Origin of the sequence: Cognatiyoonia sp. IB215446, assembly GCF_033963825.1 — a bacterium.
GTDB lineage: Bacteria > Pseudomonadota > Alphaproteobacteria > Rhodobacterales > Rhodobacteraceae > Yoonia.
Genome location: NZ_JAXBMD010000007.1, coordinates 1 through 21,694 on the forward strand (window position 1 = coordinate 1; position 21,694 = coordinate 21,694).

The following is a 21,694-nucleotide window of genomic DNA, read 5'->3' on the forward strand; positions in this document are numbered from 1 at the left end:
CAGATCAGAAATGATATTTCCGGTTTTGGATATAATGATGGAAACAGATACCCTGCGCCTCTTTGTGCTGGCTGCCGATAAGCTGAACATCAGCGCCGCCGGACGGGAGCTTGGGTTGGCTCCGTCGGTTGCCAGTGCCTGGATGAGCAAACTGGAAAAAAGCATTGGGGCCGACCTGCTTCATCGGTCCACCAGAAAGGTCGCCCTCTCGACGGAGGGGTTAGAGTTCCTGCCCTATGCCAGAGACATCGTGGCCCGTGAGGATGCTGCCAGAGCGGCACTTGGCCAGGGCGAAACACGGGTGTCCGGCACGTTACGCTTCACGGCTCCCAGCACCTTCGCCCAACTCTACATTGCACCCATTCTGCCGGACTTCACGAAAGATCACCCAGACCTGCGTCTGGATATGCGGCTGTCGGACAAACAGTTCGACCTGATCGATGGCAGTTTCGATCTCGCTCTGCGGAATGCCGTTCTTGAGGACTCCAGCCTGCGAGGCCGTAAACTGGCCGATGACACGCGCGTTCTGTGCGCGTCACCGGGCTATTTGACTGAACACGCACAACCAGAAACGCCTGATGACCTCCAAGACCATCACTTAGTGGCGTTCGGAAATGACATGCCGCACCGCATGGTCAAAGATGACGGGACCTATGCTAACTTCGACCCACGCATAGGCCGCTGTAACCTGATCATCGACGATGGTCACAGCCACAAGGTTGCTACGATGGCTGGTGCTGGCATTGCGCCCCACTCCCTCTGGAGCGTTCATCAAGAACTGGCCGCAGGCCAACTCGTCCGCGTCCTGCCCGATTACACCTGCGTGGCCGACACGGCACTCTGGCTAATCTACCCACAGACCAATGTTCTGTCGGCAAAGGTGCGGGTGTTTATGGACTTTCTTCTCGATCGGGTTGGGAAAAACCCCGCGTGGCATGAGAATGCTCTGTGAGAGGCGGTTTTTGATGTTGAACAGGGTTTGTATGAAGCTCAGCGTTGCTCAAACTAGGCTACCAAAAACCTCGCAGATCGAGGAGTGTCCACAGTCTGACGGCGCGACGGTACATCCAGGACGGCCCTAAACAGACATTCGATTGGCTAGTCCGATGCTGCTACGCGGCCAGCGGAAGTGGATCTGCGCTGTGGCTTCGAACTGCTCTTCGCGCTTGGTTGAGTAGTCTGCAAACAAGCCTCTCAGTTCTCAAATTGATAGGCTCTTAGTGAGCAGATCGATTGGCCGAAACGCTAGCACTCACAACTCAAAGCTCGAAGCTACCAGGCGGTCAAATCGCGCTCGTCGGTGCTTTGGAAACACCATTGGCGTCGATCCCTGTACTTTTCATTTTGTCGGAAGTCCCGTCCCAGACGACAATTCTCAGCGGCGCTATCATACCTGCTGCCGTCTTGCTCTCGCTTCGCCAGAAACCGACCGGTCATTTGAGCCAAGCCGAGCGTGGCTGAACGACACCAACAGGACGGTTATGCGGGCCTTATTGAAAGCCGCGCCCAATTTGGCGCCAGATGACCACGGACAAAATAAGGATACCAAATGACGCAACGAGAAACGGCACAATCAGGGCGGCACTGCGGTCCAAACTAACTTCCGCGAAATTCACCAAGGCCCCGGATGCGATGAGGCCCAGCGGCATTGTACCCCAAGCGAACAAGCGATAGATGCTGTTCACCCTTCCGCGTATTTCATCAGGCACAACTCTTTGGCGATAGGACACCGAGACTGCGTCCCAGATCACGCCGCTGAGTGAGAAAACGAACATCGCGGCAGCGACGGTGACGGGCCCAGATGCGAAGGCGAAGACCAGAAACACAGGCGCTGTGGTCGCACCCATCCAGCGCGCGGCATCTCCCTTCGACATGACCTTTAGTAAGGGTGCCACGAGCACACCGCCGCAGACACCACCAACCGCTCCAAACGCCAAAATCAGACCATAGGTCGTTGCACCAGATGCGAGGTTTTCCTGCACATGTAACACCAAGGCGATCAGAGCCATTTCTGCAAAGAAATTCCAGATACCGGTCACAAAGACCAAAAGGCGCAGCATGGGATGAGCCCAAACAAAACGCACGCATTCCATCAACTCACTGCGCCAGCCTGTGCTGCTCGCATTTCGACTTGCGGGTGTGAACGAACCGGGCAATGACGCGGCCAACATCGCTGCGCACGACAAAGCTAACGCAATTGCAAAGAATGGTGCTGGCAAGAAGACTGCGATCAGGAACGCCCCAAAAGCAGGCCCCGCCATTTCATTGCCAACGGTTTCGATGCTGCCAAGGATACCATTGGCCCGTTCCAGCTCATTTGGTGAGACAATGGCCGGTAGCAGTGACTGGCTCGCGTTATCACGCACAACCTCTGCACTCCCAATCAGAAGCCCAAGACAGACCAGGATGAGGTATAGGGTCCCATCTCCAAAGCCTTGCTCAGACGGATCGGAAAATGGCAAGCTGGCATGAACAGCGACAGCAATGACGCCGTAAGCTAACGCGCGAAAGGCGTCACACGCGACGATGAGCTGCCTCCGATCCAATCGATCGGCCAGAAGTCCTGCAGGGATCGAAAACACAATCCATCGAACGCGCAGCGCTGCGGGCAGAAACGCGATCCAAAATGGATCGCGGGTGAGTAGCGATGCGGTCCATGCCCATCGCGTAACACAATCGCAGCCAGAGCCGCCATGTTATCCGCTTCGGTCAGTGCAATGTGGTCGCCTCCAGCCCAGCCGCCTGATGTGCAACAAGATGTGCGTTGCACATCATCCCGGGACGCAGGACCAGCGGGAGTGTCACGATGCGCGCCTAGACCCTTCTACGAGGGTCTTGAGTTTCGCATAAGCGATATCAGGATCAACCGCGCCAAAGCCGGCGAATGTGCCAAAGCCACAATCTGACCCGGCAATCACACGATCGACGCCAACGATATCCGTAAACCTTTCAATACGTTGCGCAACAAGATCAGGATGCTCAACAAAGTTCGTCGTTGTATCCACCACGCCCGGCACCAGCACCTTGTCATCAGGGATATCGTCCCTGCGGTCGCGGAAGACTACCCATTCGTGCCCATGGCGGGGGTTCGAGGTTTCAAAAAGAACATACCTCGACTTTGTCGACATTAACGTGTCGAACATCTTGGACATGGGAATGTCGCAGATGTGCGGGCCTTCGTAATTGCCCCAACAGATATGAACCCGGACCTTTGCGGCAGGCACATCAGACAGCGCGTGGTTTAGGGCCTCGACATGGGAAGCGGCGATCTTCAGAAACTCATCATCGGACAAGTCATTGAAAAGCATATGTCTTGAGAGCGCGAGATCGGGGCAGTCAAGTTGGAGATCAAGACCGGCAGCGACGATGGTTTCGTATTCTGCCTTCATCGCATCTGCCAGAGCAGCAAGGTAGGCATCGCGTGTTTTGTAGAAATCATTTTGCAAAAACAACGCGATAACACCTGGGGACGCAGCATTCATGAAACCACGCGCTGCCCCATGTTCTGCCATGGCAGCATTAAGGTTGGCGATATCCTTTTCCAGCTCGCCCTGCCCCTTTGACCTGACCTCACCAACGCACATCGGCCGGGCGTATTTAGGTGTACCGCCATCATCTGCCAAACGTTTGAGAAAGCTCGGAAAAAGCTTGAGATCGGCGGGTGGGTTGCGGGGGCTGTCGCCGTCGAAACCGGTGTAGCGGTCCTTGACGTAAGTCGCATAGGAGATCTTGGACGTCTCGCCATCGCTGACGATATCAATTCCCGCATCCACCTGTTTCTTCACGGTTTCTGACACAGCTGATGTCATCGCTGCGTCAAAAGCGACGGGATCATAATCCTCATTCCGCTCGCGGGCGAAAATGAAATCCACCACCTCCTGGGTGCGAGGCAAAGACCCCACATGAGATGTTAAGACTCCTGGCATTTGTCTTCTCCTCCAGCTGTCGGTTCCGCGTTTTCGCAGCATCTACAGATCGTTCGCCAAACGGGACACAAGGCTACCGCTAACCTTTCCACGTCGGCCCCGCCGGATCGCCCGTTGCAACGACATGATAAACGCTCGCCTCGCCTGTCATCGACGGCGAGGTGCTGTGCGGCACGTCCGCTGGGACGGACATCGTGTCACCCGGCGCGAGGGTCGCGCTGCCGGCCTCATATCCATTTCCTGCGTCCCAATTCACGCGCCAATGACCGCGCATTGGCATCATGACGGATGCATAAGCGTATGTTTGCATATCGGCGCTGGCCGAATTGCGGTTCATGAAACTCACCTCGAACCCCGGTTTGTCCTTCAGCATTCCGTCCTCACCAATGACCTGCAGAGGCGCTTTATCTGCCAAGGCCATCATGTCCCAGTAACGTGCGACATGGTTCGGCAGCACGTCACGGGTCGAAGGTTCGGGCCGTTTGGCAAGCTCCTCATCAGACATCCGCAGCATAGGGCTGATGCCTGCGGGCAGCGACTGACCTTTCTTGGTATCATAGAGTTTGCCGTTCTCGCCCAGCACCAACCCGTGTGCAGCCGCCTCCTCGATCACCTGGGGGGCCCACATCACGCCGCCGCCTGCGTCGTCGCCCCCAAGGATCGCCATAATCATCCCATAATCGGTGCCGATGTTTTCAAACCCGCGGAAGATGCCAGTTGGGATGTTGAAAATATCCCCCTCTTCCAGCACAACCTCGCCCGCTGTCCCCCAGCGCCCCCAGAAAAATCGCCATCGCCCTTTGAGGACAAAGAACGCCTCTGCAGTGTGGTGGTCATGAAGACTGTTGCGGCATTTTGGCGGCTGGCCTGCCGCGCCAATATTGAACCCGTGCGGGATCGAGATATGGACGTGCTGATCGGGGCTTTCGGACACACCACCACCAATAATAGTGAAGTTCTCTTTTTGGTCCGAGCCGGGCGTATGTGCATCGATAAAGGCGGTCTTGCAGGGTTGCAGGTCGCCGTAGCGAACGATGCGGGTTTCCATGTCTTGGTTTGCCATTTTTACAATCCTTGGGCTGTCTTCTGAAGATTTGTTTCAGAAGCGTAGGCCCGGAGGGTGCGGGTTCAGCCGCTCAGCTCGAATGGCCTGAAACAGAGCGTGACGCCTTTTTGTCGTCTCCGGTTGACCCACTAGATGTCCCCTGATTGCAGCAGGATCTGCTTCCAGACAGCGGTTTCGTCAAACAACGTCCATTCGCGACGCAGTTTAATTTGGCCACCGATCAACGCACCCCACTCGGCGTGACTGATCCCGAGAACATAAACCTCCGCCCCTGTCGGTCTGCCGAAGGTACCCCACCCACTGTGTTTGCCGTGCAACGACCAACGGATCGCGGACCGTGGCGGCATATATGGGTCATCGCGCCCGATCTGATGGTGGATGGTAAAGGTCGCATCGGGAAGCGCTGCGCGCAGGCTCATCCAGAAACCGTCCGCCGCTACCCAGCCGTGCCCTGTCTCACCGCCGGGGTATTCCAGTTGTGCTGCACGGTCGTATTCGCTTTCAACCGCGGCCATATCCGCGCCCATGATCCGGTTCAGAAGGTCGGCGTGGCGCTGTCCCCACTCCTCATTATTGCCGTTGCCTTTGTAGGGGCCGTCCACATCCGTTAAAGGCGATAACGGCTTAACACAGACCTCCGGTCCTCCTTCGCGGTGGATCAGGTCGCGGGCATAGTCTTGGGGAGCCCAGCCGATCTGGCGCACAATGGCGGTCTGGTCACGGATCAGCCACTCGTCATCGATCGCGTTATTCTTCGCATGACAATCCGCGAGGATGCGGTAGCGCAATTTCTTGCCCGAGGCCGCCCCGTAGACGCCATCTTGGGCGTGGGTCGCCGTCGAAATAATCCGATGCGACGATAACATACCTTGGTCAGGTGTGCCTGACCATATCACGTCTTCCCCCAAAAGCTCGCGGTCGGGAAACTCAGCCAAAGTGGCCATCGTAGCGGCGATGACCCCCTGATTGCCGATCACCACCGAAGCGGGCGACCGCACGACGATATCGGGCGCGTAGTAGTGGTTCAGCGTGGCAATTGCGCGATCTTCCCAAATCTCTTTGGTGATCCCGATGATGTAGTCAGGAAAATCGCCGAACTTGGGATCAAAGCCCTTCATTGAGGCCATCCTTCTGGAATGCGAGCCGAACTGCGCACGATTAGCTGCCCATCTATTTCAATCTGGCGTGGCGGCGTTTCCGGCTGCTCGATCTGTGTGAGCATGGTGTCGACGGCCGTATCGACCATCCGGTTCACGGGTTGGCGGATCGTGGTGAGGTCATAGGCACCCCATGACGACAGCGGCACGTCGTCATAGCCCAAGACCGAGATATCTTCTCCGGGAGAGATACCCGCAGCGCGCATGGTGTCCATGACAGCAAAGGCCATGTGATCGTTACCCACGAAGATGGCGTCTGGTCTGGTTTTGGCACCGAGCAAGTCTTGGGCACAAGCCGCAGCGACATCGCGATCATACATGCCGTCAATCAAGGCGTGCGGCGTAATCCGGCCCTTGTCCAGAGCCTCAAGAAAGCCTGCCTGCCGGTCGCGACCGGTCGAGGAACCCTGCCAGCCCGCAATATGGGCGATCCGCTTGTGTTCGCCAGCAAGCAAGAACTCGGCCGCCAATCGACCACCGGCACGATTGGTAGATGTGATAGCACTTAGCCCCATGTCGTCCTGTCCTCGGTTGAACAAAACTACGGGGATCCCTGCATCTTTGGCGCGGTCGGCTAGATCCGAACTGATCGAAACCGAGGCCAGAATGATCCCGTCCACTTGATAGGCCATCAGATCATGCATCACCTTGTCGACACCATCGGTGGAGTTCGGCGCGGTAAAGATCAAGATGTGATAACCCTTTTCCTGCAACGCATTAGACAATCGTTCAAGCGCGACGGGGTAGAACTGGTTATCCAGATAGGCGACCACCAACCCGATGATCCGGCTTTTGCCCGAGACCATCGCGCGGGCCAAAACATTTGGTCTATAGCCCAGTTGTTCCGCCGCGCTGCGTACTCTTTCCACCGTCCGCGCCGAGGCCGAGGCACCAGGTGTGAAAACGCGACTGACCGCAGATTGGCTGACGCCGGCGAGTGCGGCAACTTCTGCCGATGTGACCTTGGCGCGTTCCATCAGTCTGCTGTCCACCCCCCGTCGATTGAAAGATGCGCCCCGGTCATAAGCGCGGAGGCGTCAGAAGCCAGATAAACGACCGGCCCCATTATATCAGTCACCTCGCCCACACGACCCAGTTTGATCTTGTCCATGATCCACGCGACGCGGTCGGGATTTCGGAACGTTTGTTCGGTCAGCGGTGTCCGCACGAAGGTCGGCCCGATTGTGTTCACGCGGATGCCCAGTTTGCCCCATTCGATGGCCATGGATTTGGTAAATCCCTCAACCGCGTGTTTGGTCGCGCAATAGACCGCGCGATCAATCCCGCCCACAAGCGCCATCTGACTGGTGATATTGATCAAGCTGCCGGGCTTGTCTTCCGCGATCAGCCCCTTCGCCACCGACCGGGTCAGGAAGTAGGCGGCCTTGATGTTGATGTTGCTGACCGCGTCGAAGTCAGCCTCTGTTGTGTCCAGCGCAGGCGCGTGGATGGCGAGGCCCGCTGAATTGACAAGCACATCGAAGGGGCCGTTTTCCGCAACCGCAGCTTCGGTCGCCGCGACATCCACAACATCAAGGGTTAAGGCGCTGGCGCTCATCCCGGCTGCCGTCAATTCGGCAACGACAGCTTCGAGTTTCTGCGCATTGCGCGCCGCAATTATTACGTCTGCCCCGGCCTCTGCCAAGGCAACCGCAGCTGAAAGCCCGATCCCCGACGATCCTCCGGCCACCAAGGCCCGTTTCCCGTCAAGTCGGAATGAAGGTGTCTGTGGTAAAGCCATCAGGTCTCTCGCACAGGATAGGGCACAGATCCAGGGACCCGCGCCTTGTTGAATTCACGTAGCCGGGCGAAGACATCGACGCCCAATTGCCGGTAGGCATCAAGCAAATCCACCATGACCCAGTTTTCGCGGATGCGACCACTTTCAAGCCGCCAGAAATCCAGACTGCGCATGGTGATTTTTTTGCCCGCTGGCGCGATCCCAAGCCATCCGTCATGGGTGACCGTCTGGATCATGTTTGGCCAGCCGGTCACGGCCACATAATCATTGTCGCCAAAGAAGTGGTAGGTGATGTCATCCACATATTGTCCGCGGTCCGGCATCCCGTTCAGAAATGGGATCTGGTGCCAGTTACGGAAACCCGCAATGCCGCGTCCTGTGCCGATGCCTGCCGGCCCATACCAGTTCATCGTTTCGTGCCAGAAGCGCGGCATTTCCATCACGTCGGGCCCACCTTGCGAGGGGTGCTTCTTAAGGTGGTCGAGCATCGCGATGATTGTCTTCTGACTGGCGCGGCTGTGTGCCTCATCGCGTTCAGGACGGACCAAACCATCCCCCGAAGCCGGACCAGGGATGCAAAACTCCCTTCCCAGAGAAGGCGACATAGGCCATGCACCAGCCTGCATCATCACCTCGGGGAGATCCCAAAGCGCTTGATATTCGACCACTTTCCCGTCCACGAACCGGTAGAATTCATGAAAGCGCATATGTGCAAAGTGACCGGTCGGCGGGATATCCAGGAACGGCGCGACAAAGGTGCCGACAAAATGACCTCCGCAGCCAACCCAATCGGCGCCGTGTTCGTCCACTCCAGCCATGACAATCCAGTCTCGCCGTTCAACGTCGGGCCAAGCTGCGCGCAGGACGGCGAGCGCATTGTCATGGAATGCCACGCCGCCGGTCATATCGCCAAATGGATGGGCGAGATGAAACTGTGCGTCAGACGCGCAAAGCATGTCGAGCGCACGGCGGATCGCTTCTGAGTTCCAGTCGTATTGTGCCGCCCGCAGCGTGGCGAGAGACGCTTTATCTGCTGAATGCGTGTCTGTCATTCAGCGGCCTCTCCATAGGGGATGTTGCGCCCACCATAGCGGCGAACGCGGATATTGCACTGCTCGGCATGGCCGACAAAACCCTCTAGCATGCACAAACGACTGCCGTATTCACCAATTTTGGTCGCAGCCTCATCGCTGGTGATCTTTTGGTAGGAGTGCGTTTTGAGAAACTTGCCGACCCAAAGCCCACCGGTGTAGCGCCCAGCTTTTTTGGTTGGCAGCGTGTGGTTGGTGCCAATGACCTTGTCGCCATTGGCGACATTGGTGCGTGGACCAAGGAACAGCGCGCCATAGCAAGTCATATTCTCAAGGAACCAATCATCGCGGTCAGTCATCACTTGCACATGTTCCGAGGCGATATCATCAGCCACCGCCAGCATCTCCTCATATGTGTCGCAGACGATGACTTCACCGTAGTCTTCCCAGCTTTTGGCGGCCGTGTCGGCAGTGGGAATGATCTTGAGCAGGCGATCAATCTCGGCAAGCGTGCCTTCTGCCAGCTTCCGGGAGTTGGTCAGCAGCACAGCAGGCGAATTATATCCGTGTTCTGCCTGACCCAGCAGATCAGTCGCGCAAAGTTCGGCATCGGCAGCAGTTTCGTCCGCAATCACCATCGTTTCGGTTGGACCAGCAAACAGGTCGATGCCGACGCGGCCAAACAATTGCCGTTTGGCTTCGGCCACAAAAGCGTTACCGGGGCCGACCAGCATATGCACGGGATCAATTGTTTCGGTCCCAATCGCCATTGCACCAACCGCCTGAATGCCGCCCATGACATAAATTTCATGCGCGCCACCAAGGTGTATGGCTGCAATCACGGCCGGATTCGGCTCGCCCTTAAACGGCGGGGTACAGGCAATGATGCGCGGCACACCGGCGACAGCAGCAGTGGCCACAGACATATGCGCCGAGGCGACCATAGGGAACTTGCCGCCTGGGACGTAGCAGCCCACCGATTGCACAGGGATATTTTTGTGACCAAGGATCACGCCTGGCATCGTCTCAATCTCGATATCGAGCATGCTGTCCCGCTGGGCCTGCGCAAAGTTGCGGACCTGCTCTTGTGCAAATCTGATGTCTTCCATGTCGCGGTCCGAGACTTTGGCCATAAGCGTATGAATCTCTGCTGGGGACAGGCGGTAACCGTCTCGGTCGTAGCCGTCGAACTTGACCGAAAGCTCGCGTACCGCCGCATCGCCGCGGTCTTCGATATCTCGCAGCGTGGCCTCTACGATAGAACGGACCTTTGCATCGTCCGCAGCCTTTTCGTCTTCGGGTTTGCTGTTTTTCAGATACGTGATTGCCATTCTTATTGTCCTTCGCTTGCCGGATGGGGTGGCTCGCGCTCACCCCGATCAAAGCTTTCCCAACCTTCGCCGTTGAAAACATCGATCCCAAGCTGTGCGAGAACGTGCGGAAAATCGACCATCACCCAGTTGTCGGTGATTTTGCCGTCCTCGACCTTCCAGAAATCCATGTAGCGGATTTCCACCCGCTTTCCTGAGGGCGGAACCCCCATAAACATGCCCGAATGCGTGGCCTCTTGCCGCCCGAATGCAGCGGCCCACTCGCCCATGAACAGCCGCGCCTCGTCCACGCAGACCTTATCTGAAAAAGCCGCCTGAAACGGGCGTTGCCAATTGTCCTGAAATGCGCGCAACCCGTGTTTGGTGCCGCATCCGAAGTTGCCCATCCAACGGAAGCTGTCCGCGAAGAACTCACCAATGTCAGCAATGCGGTGGTCGTTCAGGCCGTCGACCATCCCTTCGATCACTGCCCGGGTTTCGGCGGTCTTTGACAGGTCTGTGTCACGGGTCAAGGTGGCCTGTTCTGGGCGGGCTCCAGGCATTGTGGTCTTATCCTTTCACTGCACCTGCGGTCAGACCGCTAACGATCTGCCGCTGGAAGAACATGACCAGAATGATCAGCGGAACTGTGGCCGAGACGACCGCTGCAACAGCGAACATCACATTGCCCTGCACCTGGGTGGAGCCTAGAAAACTAGCGATCTTGGGGATCATGGTTTCGTTTTCCTGGCTCAGAAGCATCCGTGTCACCGTGAAGTCGTTGTAGGCAAGCAAGAAGCTGAAGAGGCCCGTCGTGATCACCCCCGGCCACATCACCGGAATGATCACGTAGCGGAATGCCTGGAACCGCGTGCATCCGTCGACCATAGCGCTTTCGTCCATGTCTTTCGGAATGTTGAGAAAGAAGGAATGCAACATCCAGAGGGTGAAGGGCTGATTGATTGCCACAAGCACAATGATCGTGGTCGGCAGTATTCCCCAGACATTCCATTCAAAAAACGGCAGCAGATAGCCCGATACCAGGGTCATGTGCGGCATCGCGCGAAACACCAGAGCGGCCATCAGGAGCCAGAACGCGTATTTGTACCCCGATCGCGCAAGCGCATAGCCACCCAAGGTGCCGAATGTCAGCGATATCGCGACGGTAAAGAAGACCACGATACTAGTGTTCAGGACCGCACGCCAAAACTCCTCCTGTATCCAGGCACCTTCATATCCGTTCAGGGTGAAAGCACCACCCGTTTCGAACTCTGTCCTGACGCCGGTCAGCGCATATGTCCAATCTGCCTTGGAGAAGAAGTCACCTTCGACCTTAAATGATCCCCAGACGGTCCAAAGGAAGGGAAAGGCCGCCACAATGATCCAGAGGATCACGAGGGCCGCTGAGATCACTCCAAAGGGTGTAAAGCGGGATTTCTTTGTCGCTGCCATGATGTCCTCGCCCTAAACAGATTTGCGGTTGAAATCGCGCCACGTGCGGATCAGCACAGGCGTTAAAAGGATCGCGACACCGAAGATAGTGAGCATTGATGTTGCCCCGGCGGAACCATAGAGCGGGTTACCTGCCGCAATCAGGTCGTTGTAGATGATCCAAGACAGTGACCGCGCGTGGGATTCCGCCTGAAAACTGATGATCGGCTCAAAGACGCGGAAATTATCCATCAGTTGGATCAGCGTGATGAAAACCACCAGCGGCATCAGATGGGGGACGGTGACATAGCGCATCCGCTGCCAGCGGGTCGCGCCGTCAATCTGGGCGGCCTCAAGCTGGTCGTCTGGGATCGTTTGCAGCCCAGCATAAAAAACGATGAAACTGAACGGCAGCGATGACCAGATCCCGTAGATGATCAACATGGTCCAGACCAGAGGGGTCGATGCGTTCATACTAAGGTTCGGGTCATCAAACAGCCATTGGATTGCGGCCCCCAGCACCCCATCGACATTCACCATCCAGAACAGGATCAACGCACCAACAAGCGGTGTTACAATCATTGGCAAGAGCGAGATGAAGATCGTGGGACCTTTGAAAACTCGCGGCAAGTTGTTCACGCCAACGGCAATCGCAAGGCCAAGCACCAGTACGAAAGGCGTCACAACGAAGGTGTATGTCAGCGTAAAAGCCAGCGCCCAATAGAATGGAAGGTCCAGCACTTCGTTAAAGAAGTCGCCGAATGTTTCGGCGGTCCGCCAGGCCTCGCCAATTTCGGCGGTCGCAAGATGGGCGCGGTTGAGATAGGTTCCAACTCCGTTGAACTGACCAAGGGGTCTTTCTTCACGCAATAGGGCCGTAGCTTCCTGATCAATCGTGGTGGTTTCGGTACATCCGAAAGGTCCACAGCTTTCGCTGACCACCAATACTTGTTCGTGTTCGACATGTAAGGACTGCACAAATACCGAGACGATCGGCAGCGCGATAAAGAGGATCATCGCGGAAAGCGTGGGCAGAATGAACCAGAAGAATGAACGATGTTTCATAAGGCCGCCTCGGGTTGAGAATATCGCGATGTCGGGGCCGTTCCGACGGCCCCGACCAAGCATGGCTTACTGCAGGAAGCCCGCTTCAGTGGCCGCTGTGATGTAGGCGGCTTCAATATCTGCCAGTGCCTGTTCGGCGGTTTCTTCGCCTTTCAGGAAGTCAGACAGTTCAGCGGATGCTGCGTTGTGCATCAGGTTAATGTACGGGATCATAGGATACGGACGCGCACCCGCTTGCGCCGTTTCCGCAACACCAGCAGCCGCCGGACCAGGTGTGTAGCCGTCGATCAGCCAGATGGCGTCATCGTTGTGGTCTTCCATCAGGTCAGCCGTCGCTGCACTTGCCAGAGCGGCAAAGGTCGCTTCTGCTTCAGCATCGGAAATGTTGGTGGCAATCGTAAAGCCATCCCACCACAAGGTAGCGGCTGGGATGTCGCCACCTGCCGTCGGCGCTGCCGACAAAACGGTATTTTCAGTGACTTCGGCACTTGACCCTTCATCATCAAGGATAGCACCGCCGCGGGAACCCCACATGATCCCGAGGGCGGCTTGACCGGCTTCCCAAAGACCTTGGGTTTCATTCGACGCATGGCTCAGGAAGTCGGGATGTGCGTACTCGGCCAGAGCCGCCATCGACTCGAGTGCTGCAACGCCGTTCTCGTTGTTGATGTTTGGCTCGGCTGTGCCCGGCTTAAACAGCTCGCCGCCTGTCGCGAAGAAGAACAAATTAAAGAGTTCGCCCTGGTTCCAACCGGTCGCGTTCATGACGATCGGGTGCTCCATGATCCCGGCCGCGCGGATCGCTTCGGCGGCTGCGACCATTTCATCAACATTCGACGGCACACTATCGATCCCAACTTGCGCCAAAATGTCGGTGCGGGAATAAAGATGCTGAGAGTTTGCCATAAAGGCGACGGCCATCACCTTGCCGTCGATGGTGATCAGCTGGTTCGGGCTCAGGTTTGCGCCATATTTGGCGACCAGATCATCGAGTGGACGCACCAAACCGTCGTTCATCAACTGTGTCAGGGTTGCGTTTGCCACGATCACGGAAGTGTACTGCGCAGGGTTAGCAGTCTGTGCCTGGTTCATCATGTCGCGGGTGTCGTCCCGCAATGTGATGGAGAACTCGCTGGCAGCGCTTTCGCAATTGGCCTGCGACGCCCCAGACATCGCCTGAATGGCGGGAAAATCAGATCCGAGGATCCGGATGGACTGACCCGCAGGTCCACAATCGGAGTGACCGTCCGCTGATGCGGCTGTGCACATGAGGCCCGCAACAACCCCGGTAATAGCAATCTGCTTTAGAAACATCTTTTTCTCCCTGTTTCTGTCTGTTTTGGGGTGCGCCTTGCAACCGCGCACCCGTTTGTCGTCCCGAGGTTGGTCCCCGGGTTAGATTTCGAGGATTAGCTCTCGATCCTCTGGCCAGTCTGCCCGTCGAACAAGTGGCAGTGTTCGGGCGGGATCTTGATTGAGACGGCGTCTCCGATTTTCGCGCGGAAATTCTTGTCAGCCTTAACACTCACGACGTGGTTCCCGATCAGGACGGTCGCCATTGTTGCGTCACCTAAGAGTTCGAGCGTGTAGATCTTGTGCGTGATGTGGCCGTCGGCCGCGCTTTCAGCTATTGAGGCATCTTCGGCACGGTAGCCCAGCGTTACAGGGCCGTCAGGCGCATCTAGCCCGGCAATCTCGACATGTTCGGCGCTGAAGACACCGCCCTGCATATGTCCTTCGATCAGATTCATTGCGGGGTTACCAATGAAGCTGGCCACAAAGGTATTTGCTGGCTTGTCGTAGATGTCCGTGGGTGTTCCGATCTGCTGCACGACGCCCCGTTCCATAACCACGACGCGGTCGGCCAGTGTCATCGCCTCAATCTGGTCATGGGTGACGTATATCGTGGTCACCTTTAGCTCGTGGCTGAGGTTCTTGATCTGCGCGCGGGTCGAGACACGCAGTTTTGCGTCAAGATTGGACAGGGGTTCGTCCATCAGGAAGACGTTTGGCTCCCGCACAATCGCGCGCGCAAGTGCCACTCGCTGGCGCTGGCCACCCGACAACTCTGCCGGGCGCCGATGCAAGAATTCATCCAATTCGACCATTGCCGATGCACGCCGCACCATCGCGTCATGATCGCCTTCGGCTTTGCGTACCTTCAGTGGAAAACGTATATTTTCGTAAACGTTCAGATTTGGGTAAAGCGCATAGCTTTGGAACACCATCGCGACATCGCGATCTTTGGGCTCCAGGTCGTTTACTCGTTTGCCATCAATCAAGATGTCGCCTTCAGACGCGTCCTCAAGCCCAGCAATCATGCGCATCGTCGTCGTCTTGCCACAGCCGGAAGGGCCGAGTAGCACCAGAAATTCTTGGTCAGCAATGGTAAGGTCGAATGCATTGACGCCGACAAAACTGCCCCAGCGTTTTGAAACACTTTTGAGTTGGATTTCCGCCATCAGTATCCCCCTACAGACTGACGCAAGACTTTTTGCATACGTTTGCATAAAGGCTAGACTCGACTATCGCATTTCGGCAAGCTATTTTTTGCAAGCGCATGCAATTCGCGTCGGAGACTTTGAAAAATGGTTGATTTTCAGGCAGAAAAGTCGGTTGTCCGAGAGTTCCATGCGACACTTGAGGCCGCAGTAGGCGACGAGATCATCGATGCTGTATCAACATTTGCTACAGCAGACTATTCTTGGCGCGGATACCACCCCTTTGGCGAAATAACGACTGCCGAGGCGGTTGCAGAAACGTTCTGGCGGCCATTGAAAGATGCGCTGCGCCGGATGCAGCGGCGCGAGGATGCCTTCTTTGCCGGCACAAACGAGACAGACGACCACGAGACCGTCTGGGTTGTTTCGATGGGTCACCTTATGGGGCTGTTCGATGCGCCTTGGCTGGGCATTCGGCCTACTCGAAAACTGGTGATGCTGCGTTATTGCGAGTTTCACCGGATTGCCGATGGCAAGATCGCCGAAACGGCAATGTACTTCGACATCCCCCACCTCATGGTACAGGCGGGTCAAGACCCGTTCCCGCCACAGACTGGTACCTTTCTCGTCCAGCCAGGGCCGCGCCCGCATGATGCGCTGCTTTATGGTCCACAGGTTCCTGAGGAGGGGCGCAAGACGCTGGCCTTAATCAACGCAATGATCAGCGACCTCGGCCAATGGAATTCGGGAATGACGTTGGAGGAAGAGTTGGCGCGCACTTGGCATGATGACATGCTCTGGTGGGGCCCGCATGGGATCGGCGCGACCTACACAATCGAACGCTATGCTAAACAGCATTCGGGCCCGTTCCGAGCGGCGTTCACCGAACGGTCCAAAACGCAGCACCGGTGTCGCCTAGCCGAGGGGCATTATGGCGGATTCTTCGGTTGGCCGAACTTCACGGCCAGACACACAGGCGGTTTCATGGGAATGCCTGCGACCGGTCAGGCCGGAGAGTTTCGCGTGATCGACATTTACAGACGCGAAGGTGACAAACTGGTGGAAAACTGGATCTTTATTGACCTGCTGCACTACTGGAAGTCTCAAGGAGTCGATATTCTGAAGAGGGCCGTTAGCCTCTAGCTGCCATCATGAATCTCGCAATACACCTGAACCTCGCCACGCCTCGTCTAAAAGGAACAGATGCGGACAAAGCACCAAGTCGCTGCGGCATCGCGAATGGCTGCTTCCTTGTGTATGGCTGTGATATACTATCGACTAAGCTCACCACGTGGTTTCAAAACAACGATGAGCGCAGCAACTGTTATCAGCACGCTACCGAGGACGCCCATCGGGCCAGGCACGTGTGAGAAAACCAAGAAATCCGCCAAGAGCGCCCAGATAAGCCCTGTGTAATCTAGCGGCGCGACAGCAGAGGCCGGTGCTCTGGCTAAGCTTTCTGCAAAAAGAACCAAGTTGAGGGCACCGAAAATGCCAGCTGCGATAAGAAGAAAGAGGCCAGCACCGCCCGGCCACACCCAATTCCCGAGAATGACACTCGGCCCGGTGACACAAGCAATGATCACCGTGAACGAGAGTGAAATCGAAATGGCAGTCTCGGTCATGGTCATTGCGCGGATTTTGACCTGAATGATCGCGACAAAGACAGCACCAGCGATCCCTGCGACTGCTCCCCAAAATGCGTAAGGGCCAGTTTCAAAAGACAATCCCAAAATCAATAGGACACCAGCAAAACCCATCAGAAGTCCAACTACCGACCTTGCCGTCAGGCGTTCCCCAAGGCGAACCATTGCGATTGGCAAAACGATTAGCGGTGCGAGAAACGATAGTGTCTGTGCTTGAGTAACGGGAAGTCGAGCGAATGCGATGTAACTCAAAACCATTGCGCAACAGGCCAACAGTCCCCGAATTAGGTGAGGTCCCCAGCTCTTTGGGCGCAAATCGGCAGGGTTCTTCAAACAGAGGCCATACAACAGGATCAAAAGCCCAGAGATGATCGCTCGGAAGGCCATGATTTGACCCAATGGCATGAGTTCTGCTGCGGCGTGCACACACGAAACGACGCCAACTGTCGCTGCCGCACCACCAATCCTCAGTAGCTTTCCTAGTTGCTCTTGTTCCATCTGAGCAGACTTGCCTACAAATTTCCGAAATGCCTAGACCAGAGCCTGATGGATACATGCCAAAACAGCCGTTCATGCAGCCCGCAGCATTGGTGAGTTTGGGCTCATTTCAGAGATTCGCGGCCAGCGCGAACACCAAGCGCTTTGTCCGAGGACTGCTTTGCCGACAAACCGGACCTTTGATTTGGTAGACTGCCCGCGCCTTCGAGACCAATGGAGACAGTGACGATACGGCTAAGACAATCAATGGTCGGATACGGGAAATACCATTCTGCCAAGCCGACCATCCCTTGAGCTTCGTCACGCGGGCGGTGTTTGGGCCTGGGTCATCCAGAGTACCGCGAAGAGAAGCATTGCGGCTGACGCGGCGCATGCGATCGTCCGGACGGAGTTCCAGAACGTCCAACGCGGCACATAGGTCCGGAGCCAGTAATCGCGCGTCGTCTCTGATGACATCTCCATGCCCGCCAAAGCTTCATTCATCGGTACGTTGAAGAACACTGTGACGCCGAAACAGCCGATGAGGTAGGTCAACCCGGCGAACATGATCAGTGTTCCGGCTGGTCCGGAGACGCCGAAGGCACCATAGCCGGCAACGACCAGCGAAACGGCAGCCATGCCCAAAAAGAGGGCCATAAAGACCCAACGAAAGACCTCGCGATTGATGACTTGCATCGCCTCCACACCGCCATGACCGCCGGTGAGTGCAAGAGAACGCATAATGAAGTCTGAAAATGCCAGAAGGACGCCGCCCACGAGGGCATAAGCCAGGATCGCAAACTGGATTAGAAAGAATAGTGCGGTCGACATGAGAGTTACTCCTGAATGGGTTGGGGGCAGGAGAGCGGTGTCTCCTGCCTTTGTTGTGGGTGGAGCTAGGCAGCAGCCGACCACGCACCAGTGGCCATTGCGGTTTGCGCGAAGGCGGCAAAGTCGCGGGGCTTGCGACCCAAAGCGCGTTCGACACCATCACTCGTAGATGCGTTGCGGCCATCCAGCGTCTCGCGTGCAATCTGCGTAAAGACGTCAGCGACAAATTCACCGCCTGAGGCCGCTACATTTGCGTGGAAGTCTTCGAAAGCAATCGGGATGTGCTGGATGTGGCGGCCCAATGTGGTGGAAAGCACCTCAGCCATCTCAGCAAAGGTCATCAGACGGGGCCCGGTTACCTCGTAGCGTTCGCCAATATGACCCTCTTCGGTCAGTACCGCGACGACCACGTCGGCGATATCATCGATGTCAATGATAGGCTCGGCGATGTCGCCACCCGGCATCGGCAGCACGCCGCCAAGGATCGGATCACGCAGATAACCTTCGCTGAAGTTCTGAGCAAACCACGCAGCCCGCACAATGGTGAAAGGCAGGCCAGAGTTTCGCACGATCTCTTCACCCAGAGTGGCGAAATGCTCGCCACGACCCGAAAGAAGAACAATGTGTTCCAGGCCGGTATCCATTGCGACCTTGGTGAAGGCTTCGAGCTTCTCTATAGCGCCGGGAAAGGCAAGGTCCGGGAAGTAAGTAACATAGGCTTTGGAGATGCCGCTGAGAACGGGGGTCCATGTGGACGGGTCCTCCCAATCGAACGCTGTCTCCGACCGGCGGGAGCCGTGGCGGACAGAAACGCCTTTGGCCTCAAGCCTGGCTGCGACGCGAGCGCCGGTTTTGCCGGTAGAGCCGATAACGAGGATGGGTTGGTCAGTCATATCTGTATTCCCTTGGTTGAAGTTGATGGCCGAGGTGTAGAAAGATCGAGGGGCCCTGGTATTGACCGCGCTTGCCAAGGTTTTGACATCCGCTGCCAACCGGGTTTCGTGTTGGGACAAACCGCAAAACGAAAAACGGCGTTGGAATGCCCAACGCCGCCCTCTTCTGCTACTGCGTAGAAGTTTTGTTACTCTGTCTCGTAGAGCGTAAACTGCATCTCAGCAGCCTCTTCGCGGAGAGGCTTGCAGGCTGTGTATTCGGGCGAAGCAAACCATCTTTTGGCCGATGCGACATCCGGGAAGCGAACCATGGCAACGGACTGTTTTTCGTCTTGTCCAACCAGCGCGCTGATTTTCTCGCCCATGGCGACGAATTCGCCACCATGAGCCAGCACGGTTGGGCCAGCTGCGGTAGCGTAGGCATCCATGCTTTCGGCATTTTTGACGTCGAAGCGTGCAACGATAAGTGCGGTCATTTTCATTCTCCTTGAACCGATGTGTTTCGTGTGCATCAGCAAAGTAGGAGAAGGCAGTAAGGCTGGATTGACCGTTGAAGCCAGAGTTTTGACACCGCCCGCCAGACCAACCTCACCCTAGCGTCTTCCGGTAGGCCGCAGGTGTCACGCCAGTCCATCTTTTGAACGCGCGATTGAAGGCGCTTTGCTCTGAGTAACCGGTGAGGAACGCGATCTCTGATAAGGCGTAGCGTTTCTCTTGAAGCATCCCGATTGCAATCTCCGAGCGTGTCTCTTCGGTGAGCGTCTGAAAACTGAGGCCATGGTCTGACAGACGGCGATGAAGAGAGCGGGCGCTCAACCCGAGCCGCTGCGCGATGTCCGCCATGTTCGGAAGTCCTTCGCTAAGGGCGCGGGCAATTTCGCCTTTGGTCCGTGCGGGTAAGGCTGGGGTGTCGTCGATCTGAGCTAGCTCCTGATCGAGATGGGAAACAAGGAATTGTGTAATTCCTTCGTCTCCAAGGATGTTGGGTTCCAAAAGAGACTTGTGGGACAGGAGCATCGCATCCTTGTCGGCCCCGAAATGCACGGGACAGCCGAAATAGGCCTCGTGATGCTTGATCGTCTTCGGCGCCGCGTGCTTGAAATAGACCTCGATCGGGGCAAAAGGCCTCGGCGACACTTGCCGACTAAGCGATACGCCACTCGCCGAAGTGGCCTCGATTGAGATACGCATGCCCAACCGCCGACGGCCTTCGCGATGCTGTACATACAGCATTCCGCGCGCGGTTTCTTCCAGCGCATACTGCGTGAAACTCGTCCAAAGCCGCCAATACCTGGCCACCCGAGAAAACGAACCAAGCAGGTTGGGCGCTGCCTTCCATGCCAGCCCAAGTGCGCCGTACTGGTCAGGACGCATCGCCTCCCCAACTATGAGGGGCAATGCCGTGATATCCATCTGCTTGGCCATCAATTCGATCATGCTGTAGTAGTCGTCTTCATCCAGCATGTGTTTGGGGTCCCAAGGATCGTTCAGATCCAGCCCGACGAAGTCGAGCACAGCCTTCCCATCAATGGCATCGCCCGCAACATCAACGAGCTTGCGAGCAAAGAGTGAAGTGACCTGTCCCATACATGCAGGCTACGTCCGGCGATTGCGCATGCCAAGTTCCGCCGTCTGACGATCACGCTTTCGCGGTTCTGGCTGGTAAACCCCCTCGTTTAGGGGTGGGCGATGCTATCGGAATAGGTGGCCCGCTATCCGCATGGTAAAAGTGTCAGAGACGGTCCGGTTACCGCTCTGCGCGCCGAAGCCAACGCAACCTGACCGAAGCTATCATGGCTGTTCCTATAAACTAGAAAAGCCACCAACTGGGCCGACGGCCTTCGGTAAAATCCACCAAATCTGCTGAAATTTGCGTTCTTACCGGGCAAAAGTTGCAAATCTAGCCGGACAAGTTGCAATTCACATCGGACGACACACTGTTGCGTCCGGTTTAAGTTGGAGTCTGGCGAATTTTCAAGCTATTGATAAAGAATACAGTTTTTGGAATTGGCCATTTAGAGTTGCGATTTCGTCTGGGGAAGACCGCAACTTGGTAGGATAGTCGAGCAGTTGTGGTTCATCTGGTTCGCCAAGCAGCTTGAAGGCCCACTCACCCAAGTCGTCCTCGTCTCCGTTTTCAATCATGGCTGCGTTCGCGGTGAATACACTCCGATCTGCCTCGACAAAGGCAGAAGCCAACACTCGCAGTGTCGTGGTTTTCCCAGTGCAGGCGGCCTCAGAGGCCAACGCCAGTACAATCACACCCACCCCCATTTTGGGGTTAATCCTATATTGGGGGTAGCTGCTCCTGTCGACAAGAAATGGCAGGATAGCCCGGATATTTTAAATAATGCCGATGAATCCACGACCAGTAGGTTGCACTTATCGGGGGCAGTTTTTCGAAGCGAACAAAAAAGCCAGTTATGTAAAGCGGAAGACACCAAACCCCGCCAAAAGTGGTGGAAGTTGCACTCTTGCCTGTCAGAAGTTGCAAGTCTAGCCGGACAAGTTCCAACTTATGCCGGACGGCACACAAGGAAGTGCTTGGCTGGGATGGTAGGATTCGAACCTACGGTACACTGTACCAAAAACAGTTGCCTTACCACTTGGCTACATCCCAGCAGCGCCCCGCTAGATACTGCGAAGGTGCCAGCGGTTCAAGTCCCGTTTGCAAAGAAA

The 21,694-nt window shown here is 56.3% G+C and carries 20 protein-coding genes, 1 tRNA gene and 1 pseudogene; 2 read left to right on the forward strand and 20 right to left on the reverse strand.

All coding sequences use genetic code 11. From position 1 onward, the window contains the following. Positions 1-952 (forward strand): LysR family transcriptional regulator (locus SLH49_RS19455; protein WP_320270814.1); only part of this gene is annotated, 952 nt, incomplete at its 5' end. A 538-nt stretch (positions 953-1,490) separates the two neighbouring features. On the opposite strand, the pseudogene SLH49_RS19460 reads toward SLH49_RS19455, so the two are convergent. The 13 genes and pseudogenes from SLH49_RS19460 to SLH49_RS19520 all read right to left on the reverse strand — a co-directional run. Further along, positions 1,491-2,648, reverse strand: a pseudogene (locus tag SLH49_RS19460) (MFS transporter); the annotation flags it as partial. A 153-nt stretch (positions 2,649-2,801) separates the two neighbouring features. Beyond that, the gene (locus SLH49_RS19465) at positions 2,802-3,926 is read right to left on the reverse strand and encodes a cobalamin-independent methionine synthase II family protein (RefSeq protein WP_320270815.1); all 1,125 of its coding nucleotides are present in this window, start codon (positions 3,924-3,926) and stop codon (positions 2,802-2,804) included. A 79-nt stretch (positions 3,927-4,005) separates the two neighbouring features. Then, the gene (locus SLH49_RS19470) at positions 4,006-4,989 is read right to left on the reverse strand and encodes a cupin domain-containing protein (RefSeq protein ID WP_320270816.1); all 984 of its coding nucleotides are present in this window, start codon (positions 4,987-4,989) and stop codon (positions 4,006-4,008) included. A gap of 131 nt (positions 4,990-5,120) precedes the next feature. Next, a complete protein-coding gene (locus tag SLH49_RS19475) occupies positions 5,121-6,110 on the reverse strand; it encodes a nuclear transport factor 2 family protein (RefSeq protein ID WP_320270817.1) in 990 nt (329 codons plus the stop codon). Further along, positions 6,107-7,126 (reverse strand): LacI family DNA-binding transcriptional regulator, encoded by a 1,020-nt coding sequence (locus SLH49_RS19480; protein ID WP_320270818.1) that lies wholly within the window; start codon positions 7,124-7,126, stop codon positions 6,107-6,109. Before SLH49_RS19480 ends, SLH49_RS19475 begins: the two co-directional genes overlap by 4 nt. Further along, positions 7,126-7,890, reverse strand: a complete 765-nt coding sequence (locus tag SLH49_RS19485) for an SDR family NAD(P)-dependent oxidoreductase (protein WP_320270819.1) — start codon at positions 7,888-7,890, stop codon at positions 7,126-7,128. The genes SLH49_RS19480 and SLH49_RS19485 overlap by 1 nt, the downstream gene beginning before the upstream one ends. Further along, positions 7,890-8,942, reverse strand: a complete 1,053-nt coding sequence (locus tag SLH49_RS19490; protein WP_320270820.1) for an ester cyclase — start codon at positions 8,940-8,942, stop codon at positions 7,890-7,892. Before SLH49_RS19490 ends, SLH49_RS19485 begins: the two co-directional genes overlap by 1 nt. Further along, on the reverse strand, positions 8,939-10,252 hold the full coding sequence (gene hisD / locus SLH49_RS19495; protein ID WP_320270821.1) for a histidinol dehydrogenase: 1,314 nt from the start codon (positions 10,250-10,252) through the stop codon (positions 8,939-8,941). Before hisD ends, SLH49_RS19490 begins: the two co-directional genes overlap by 4 nt. A 2-nt stretch (positions 10,253-10,254) precedes the next feature. After that, positions 10,255-10,794 (reverse strand): ester cyclase, encoded by a 540-nt coding sequence (locus SLH49_RS19500; RefSeq protein WP_320270822.1) that lies wholly within the window; start codon positions 10,792-10,794, stop codon positions 10,255-10,257. A gap of 7 nt (positions 10,795-10,801) precedes the next feature. Next, a complete protein-coding gene (locus SLH49_RS19505) occupies positions 10,802-11,683 on the reverse strand; it encodes a carbohydrate ABC transporter permease (RefSeq protein ID WP_320270823.1) in 882 nt (293 codons plus the stop codon). A 12-nt stretch (positions 11,684-11,695) separates the two neighbouring features. Beyond that, entirely contained in the window at positions 11,696-12,727 is a 1,032-nt protein-coding gene (locus SLH49_RS19510) for a sugar ABC transporter permease (protein ID WP_320270824.1), read from the reverse strand. Between the two features lie 66 nt (positions 12,728-12,793). Then, the gene (locus SLH49_RS19515) at positions 12,794-14,041 is read right to left on the reverse strand and encodes an ABC transporter substrate-binding protein (RefSeq protein ID WP_320270825.1); all 1,248 of its coding nucleotides are present in this window, start codon (positions 14,039-14,041) and stop codon (positions 12,794-12,796) included. A gap of 95 nt (positions 14,042-14,136) precedes the next feature. After that, positions 14,137-15,189 carry a sn-glycerol-3-phosphate ABC transporter ATP-binding protein UgpC gene (locus SLH49_RS19520; protein WP_320270826.1) on the reverse strand — a complete coding sequence of 351 codons (1,053 nt, stop codon included), beginning with the start codon at positions 15,187-15,189 and terminating at the stop codon, positions 14,137-14,139. A 126-nt stretch (positions 15,190-15,315) separates the two neighbouring features. Here SLH49_RS19520 and SLH49_RS19525 point away from each other — a divergent pair, with 126 nt between their 5' ends. Further along, positions 15,316-16,311 carry an ester cyclase gene (locus SLH49_RS19525; RefSeq protein WP_320270827.1) on the forward strand — a complete coding sequence of 332 codons (996 nt, stop codon included), beginning with the start codon at positions 15,316-15,318 and terminating at the stop codon, positions 16,309-16,311. A 128-nt stretch (positions 16,312-16,439) separates the two neighbouring features. On the opposite strand, the gene SLH49_RS19530 is transcribed toward SLH49_RS19525, so the two are convergent. The 7 genes from SLH49_RS19530 to SLH49_RS19560 all read right to left on the reverse strand — a co-directional run bounded on the left by SLH49_RS19530 (position 16,440) and on the right by SLH49_RS19560 (position 21,635). Next, positions 16,440-17,312, reverse strand: a complete 873-nt coding sequence (locus tag SLH49_RS19530; RefSeq protein ID WP_320270828.1) for a DMT family transporter — start codon at positions 17,310-17,312, stop codon at positions 16,440-16,442. Positions 17,313-17,612: 300 nt separating this feature from the next. After that, positions 17,613-18,122 (reverse strand): DUF1772 domain-containing protein, encoded by a 510-nt coding sequence (locus SLH49_RS19535; RefSeq protein WP_320270829.1) that lies wholly within the window; start codon positions 18,120-18,122, stop codon positions 17,613-17,615. A gap of 65 nt (positions 18,123-18,187) precedes the next feature. Further along, complete coding sequence (locus SLH49_RS19540) at positions 18,188-19,015, reverse strand: NmrA family NAD(P)-binding protein (protein ID WP_320270830.1); 828 nt, start codon at positions 19,013-19,015, stop codon at positions 18,188-18,190. 188 nt (positions 19,016-19,203) lie between these two features. Further along, positions 19,204-19,491 (reverse strand): DUF1330 domain-containing protein, encoded by a 288-nt coding sequence (locus SLH49_RS19545; RefSeq protein WP_320270831.1) that lies wholly within the window; start codon positions 19,489-19,491, stop codon positions 19,204-19,206. A 112-nt stretch (positions 19,492-19,603) separates the two neighbouring features. Further along, complete coding sequence (locus SLH49_RS19550; RefSeq protein ID WP_320270832.1) at positions 19,604-20,602, reverse strand: AraC family transcriptional regulator; 999 nt, start codon at positions 20,600-20,602, stop codon at positions 19,604-19,606. A 387-nt stretch (positions 20,603-20,989) separates the two neighbouring features. After that, positions 20,990-21,277: a hypothetical protein gene (locus tag SLH49_RS19555; protein WP_320270833.1), complete on the reverse strand. Its 288-nt coding sequence runs from the start codon at positions 21,275-21,277 to the stop codon at positions 20,990-20,992. 283 nt (positions 21,278-21,560) lie between these two features. Further along, positions 21,561-21,635: transfer RNA gene (locus SLH49_RS19560), tRNA-Gln, on the reverse strand. Between the last annotated feature and the right edge of the window lie 59 nt (positions 21,636-21,694).

Bases quoted from the DNA above. Each gene is read 5' to 3' on its own strand.
- SLH49_RS19545 (WP_320270831.1), bottom strand. From the start codon at position 19,491: ATGACCGCACTTATCGTTGCACGCTTCGACGTCAAAAATGCCGAAAGC.
- SLH49_RS19540 (WP_320270830.1), bottom strand. From the start codon at position 19,015: ATGACTGACCAACCCATCCTCGTTATCGGCTCTACCGGCAAAACCGGC.
- SLH49_RS19530 (WP_320270828.1), bottom strand. From the start codon at position 17,312: ATGGAACAAGAGCAACTAGGAAAGCTACTGAGGATTGGTGGTGCGGCA.
- SLH49_RS19510 (WP_320270824.1), bottom strand. From the start codon at position 12,727: ATGAAACATCGTTCATTCTTCTGGTTCATTCTGCCCACGCTTTCCGCG.
- SLH49_RS19515 (WP_320270825.1), bottom strand. From the start codon at position 14,041: ATGTTTCTAAAGCAGATTGCTATTACCGGGGTTGTTGCGGGCCTCATG.
- SLH49_RS19470 (WP_320270816.1), bottom strand. From the start codon at position 4,989: ATGGCAAACCAAGACATGGAAACCCGCATCGTTCGCTACGGCGACCTG.
- hisD (WP_320270821.1), bottom strand. From the start codon at position 10,252: ATGGCAATCACGTATCTGAAAAACAGCAAACCCGAAGACGAAAAGGCT.
- SLH49_RS19465 (WP_320270815.1), bottom strand. From the start codon at position 3,926: ATGCCAGGAGTCTTAACATCTCATGTGGGGTCTTTGCCTCGCACCCAG.
- SLH49_RS19505 (WP_320270823.1), bottom strand. From the start codon at position 11,683: ATGGCAGCGACAAAGAAATCCCGCTTTACACCCTTTGGAGTGATCTCA.
- SLH49_RS19500 (WP_320270822.1), bottom strand. From the start codon at position 10,794: ATGCCTGGAGCCCGCCCAGAACAGGCCACCTTGACCCGTGACACAGAC.
- SLH49_RS19485 (WP_320270819.1), bottom strand. From the start codon at position 7,890: ATGGCTTTACCACAGACACCTTCATTCCGACTTGACGGGAAACGGGCC.
- SLH49_RS19550 (WP_320270832.1), bottom strand. From the start codon at position 20,602: ATGGGACAGGTCACTTCACTCTTTGCTCGCAAGCTCGTTGATGTTGCG.
- SLH49_RS19535 (WP_320270829.1), bottom strand. From the start codon at position 18,122: ATGTCGACCGCACTATTCTTTCTAATCCAGTTTGCGATCCTGGCTTAT.
- SLH49_RS19480 (WP_320270818.1), bottom strand. From the start codon at position 7,126: ATGGAACGCGCCAAGGTCACATCGGCAGAAGTTGCCGCACTCGCCGGC.
- SLH49_RS19520 (WP_320270826.1), bottom strand. From the start codon at position 15,189: ATGGCGGAAATCCAACTCAAAAGTGTTTCAAAACGCTGGGGCAGTTTT.
- SLH49_RS19525 (WP_320270827.1), top strand. From the start codon at position 15,316: ATGGTTGATTTTCAGGCAGAAAAGTCGGTTGTCCGAGAGTTCCATGCG.
- SLH49_RS19475 (WP_320270817.1), bottom strand. From the start codon at position 6,110: ATGAAGGGCTTTGATCCCAAGTTCGGCGATTTTCCTGACTACATCATC.
- SLH49_RS19490 (WP_320270820.1), bottom strand. From the start codon at position 8,942: ATGACAGACACGCATTCAGCAGATAAAGCGTCTCTCGCCACGCTGCGG.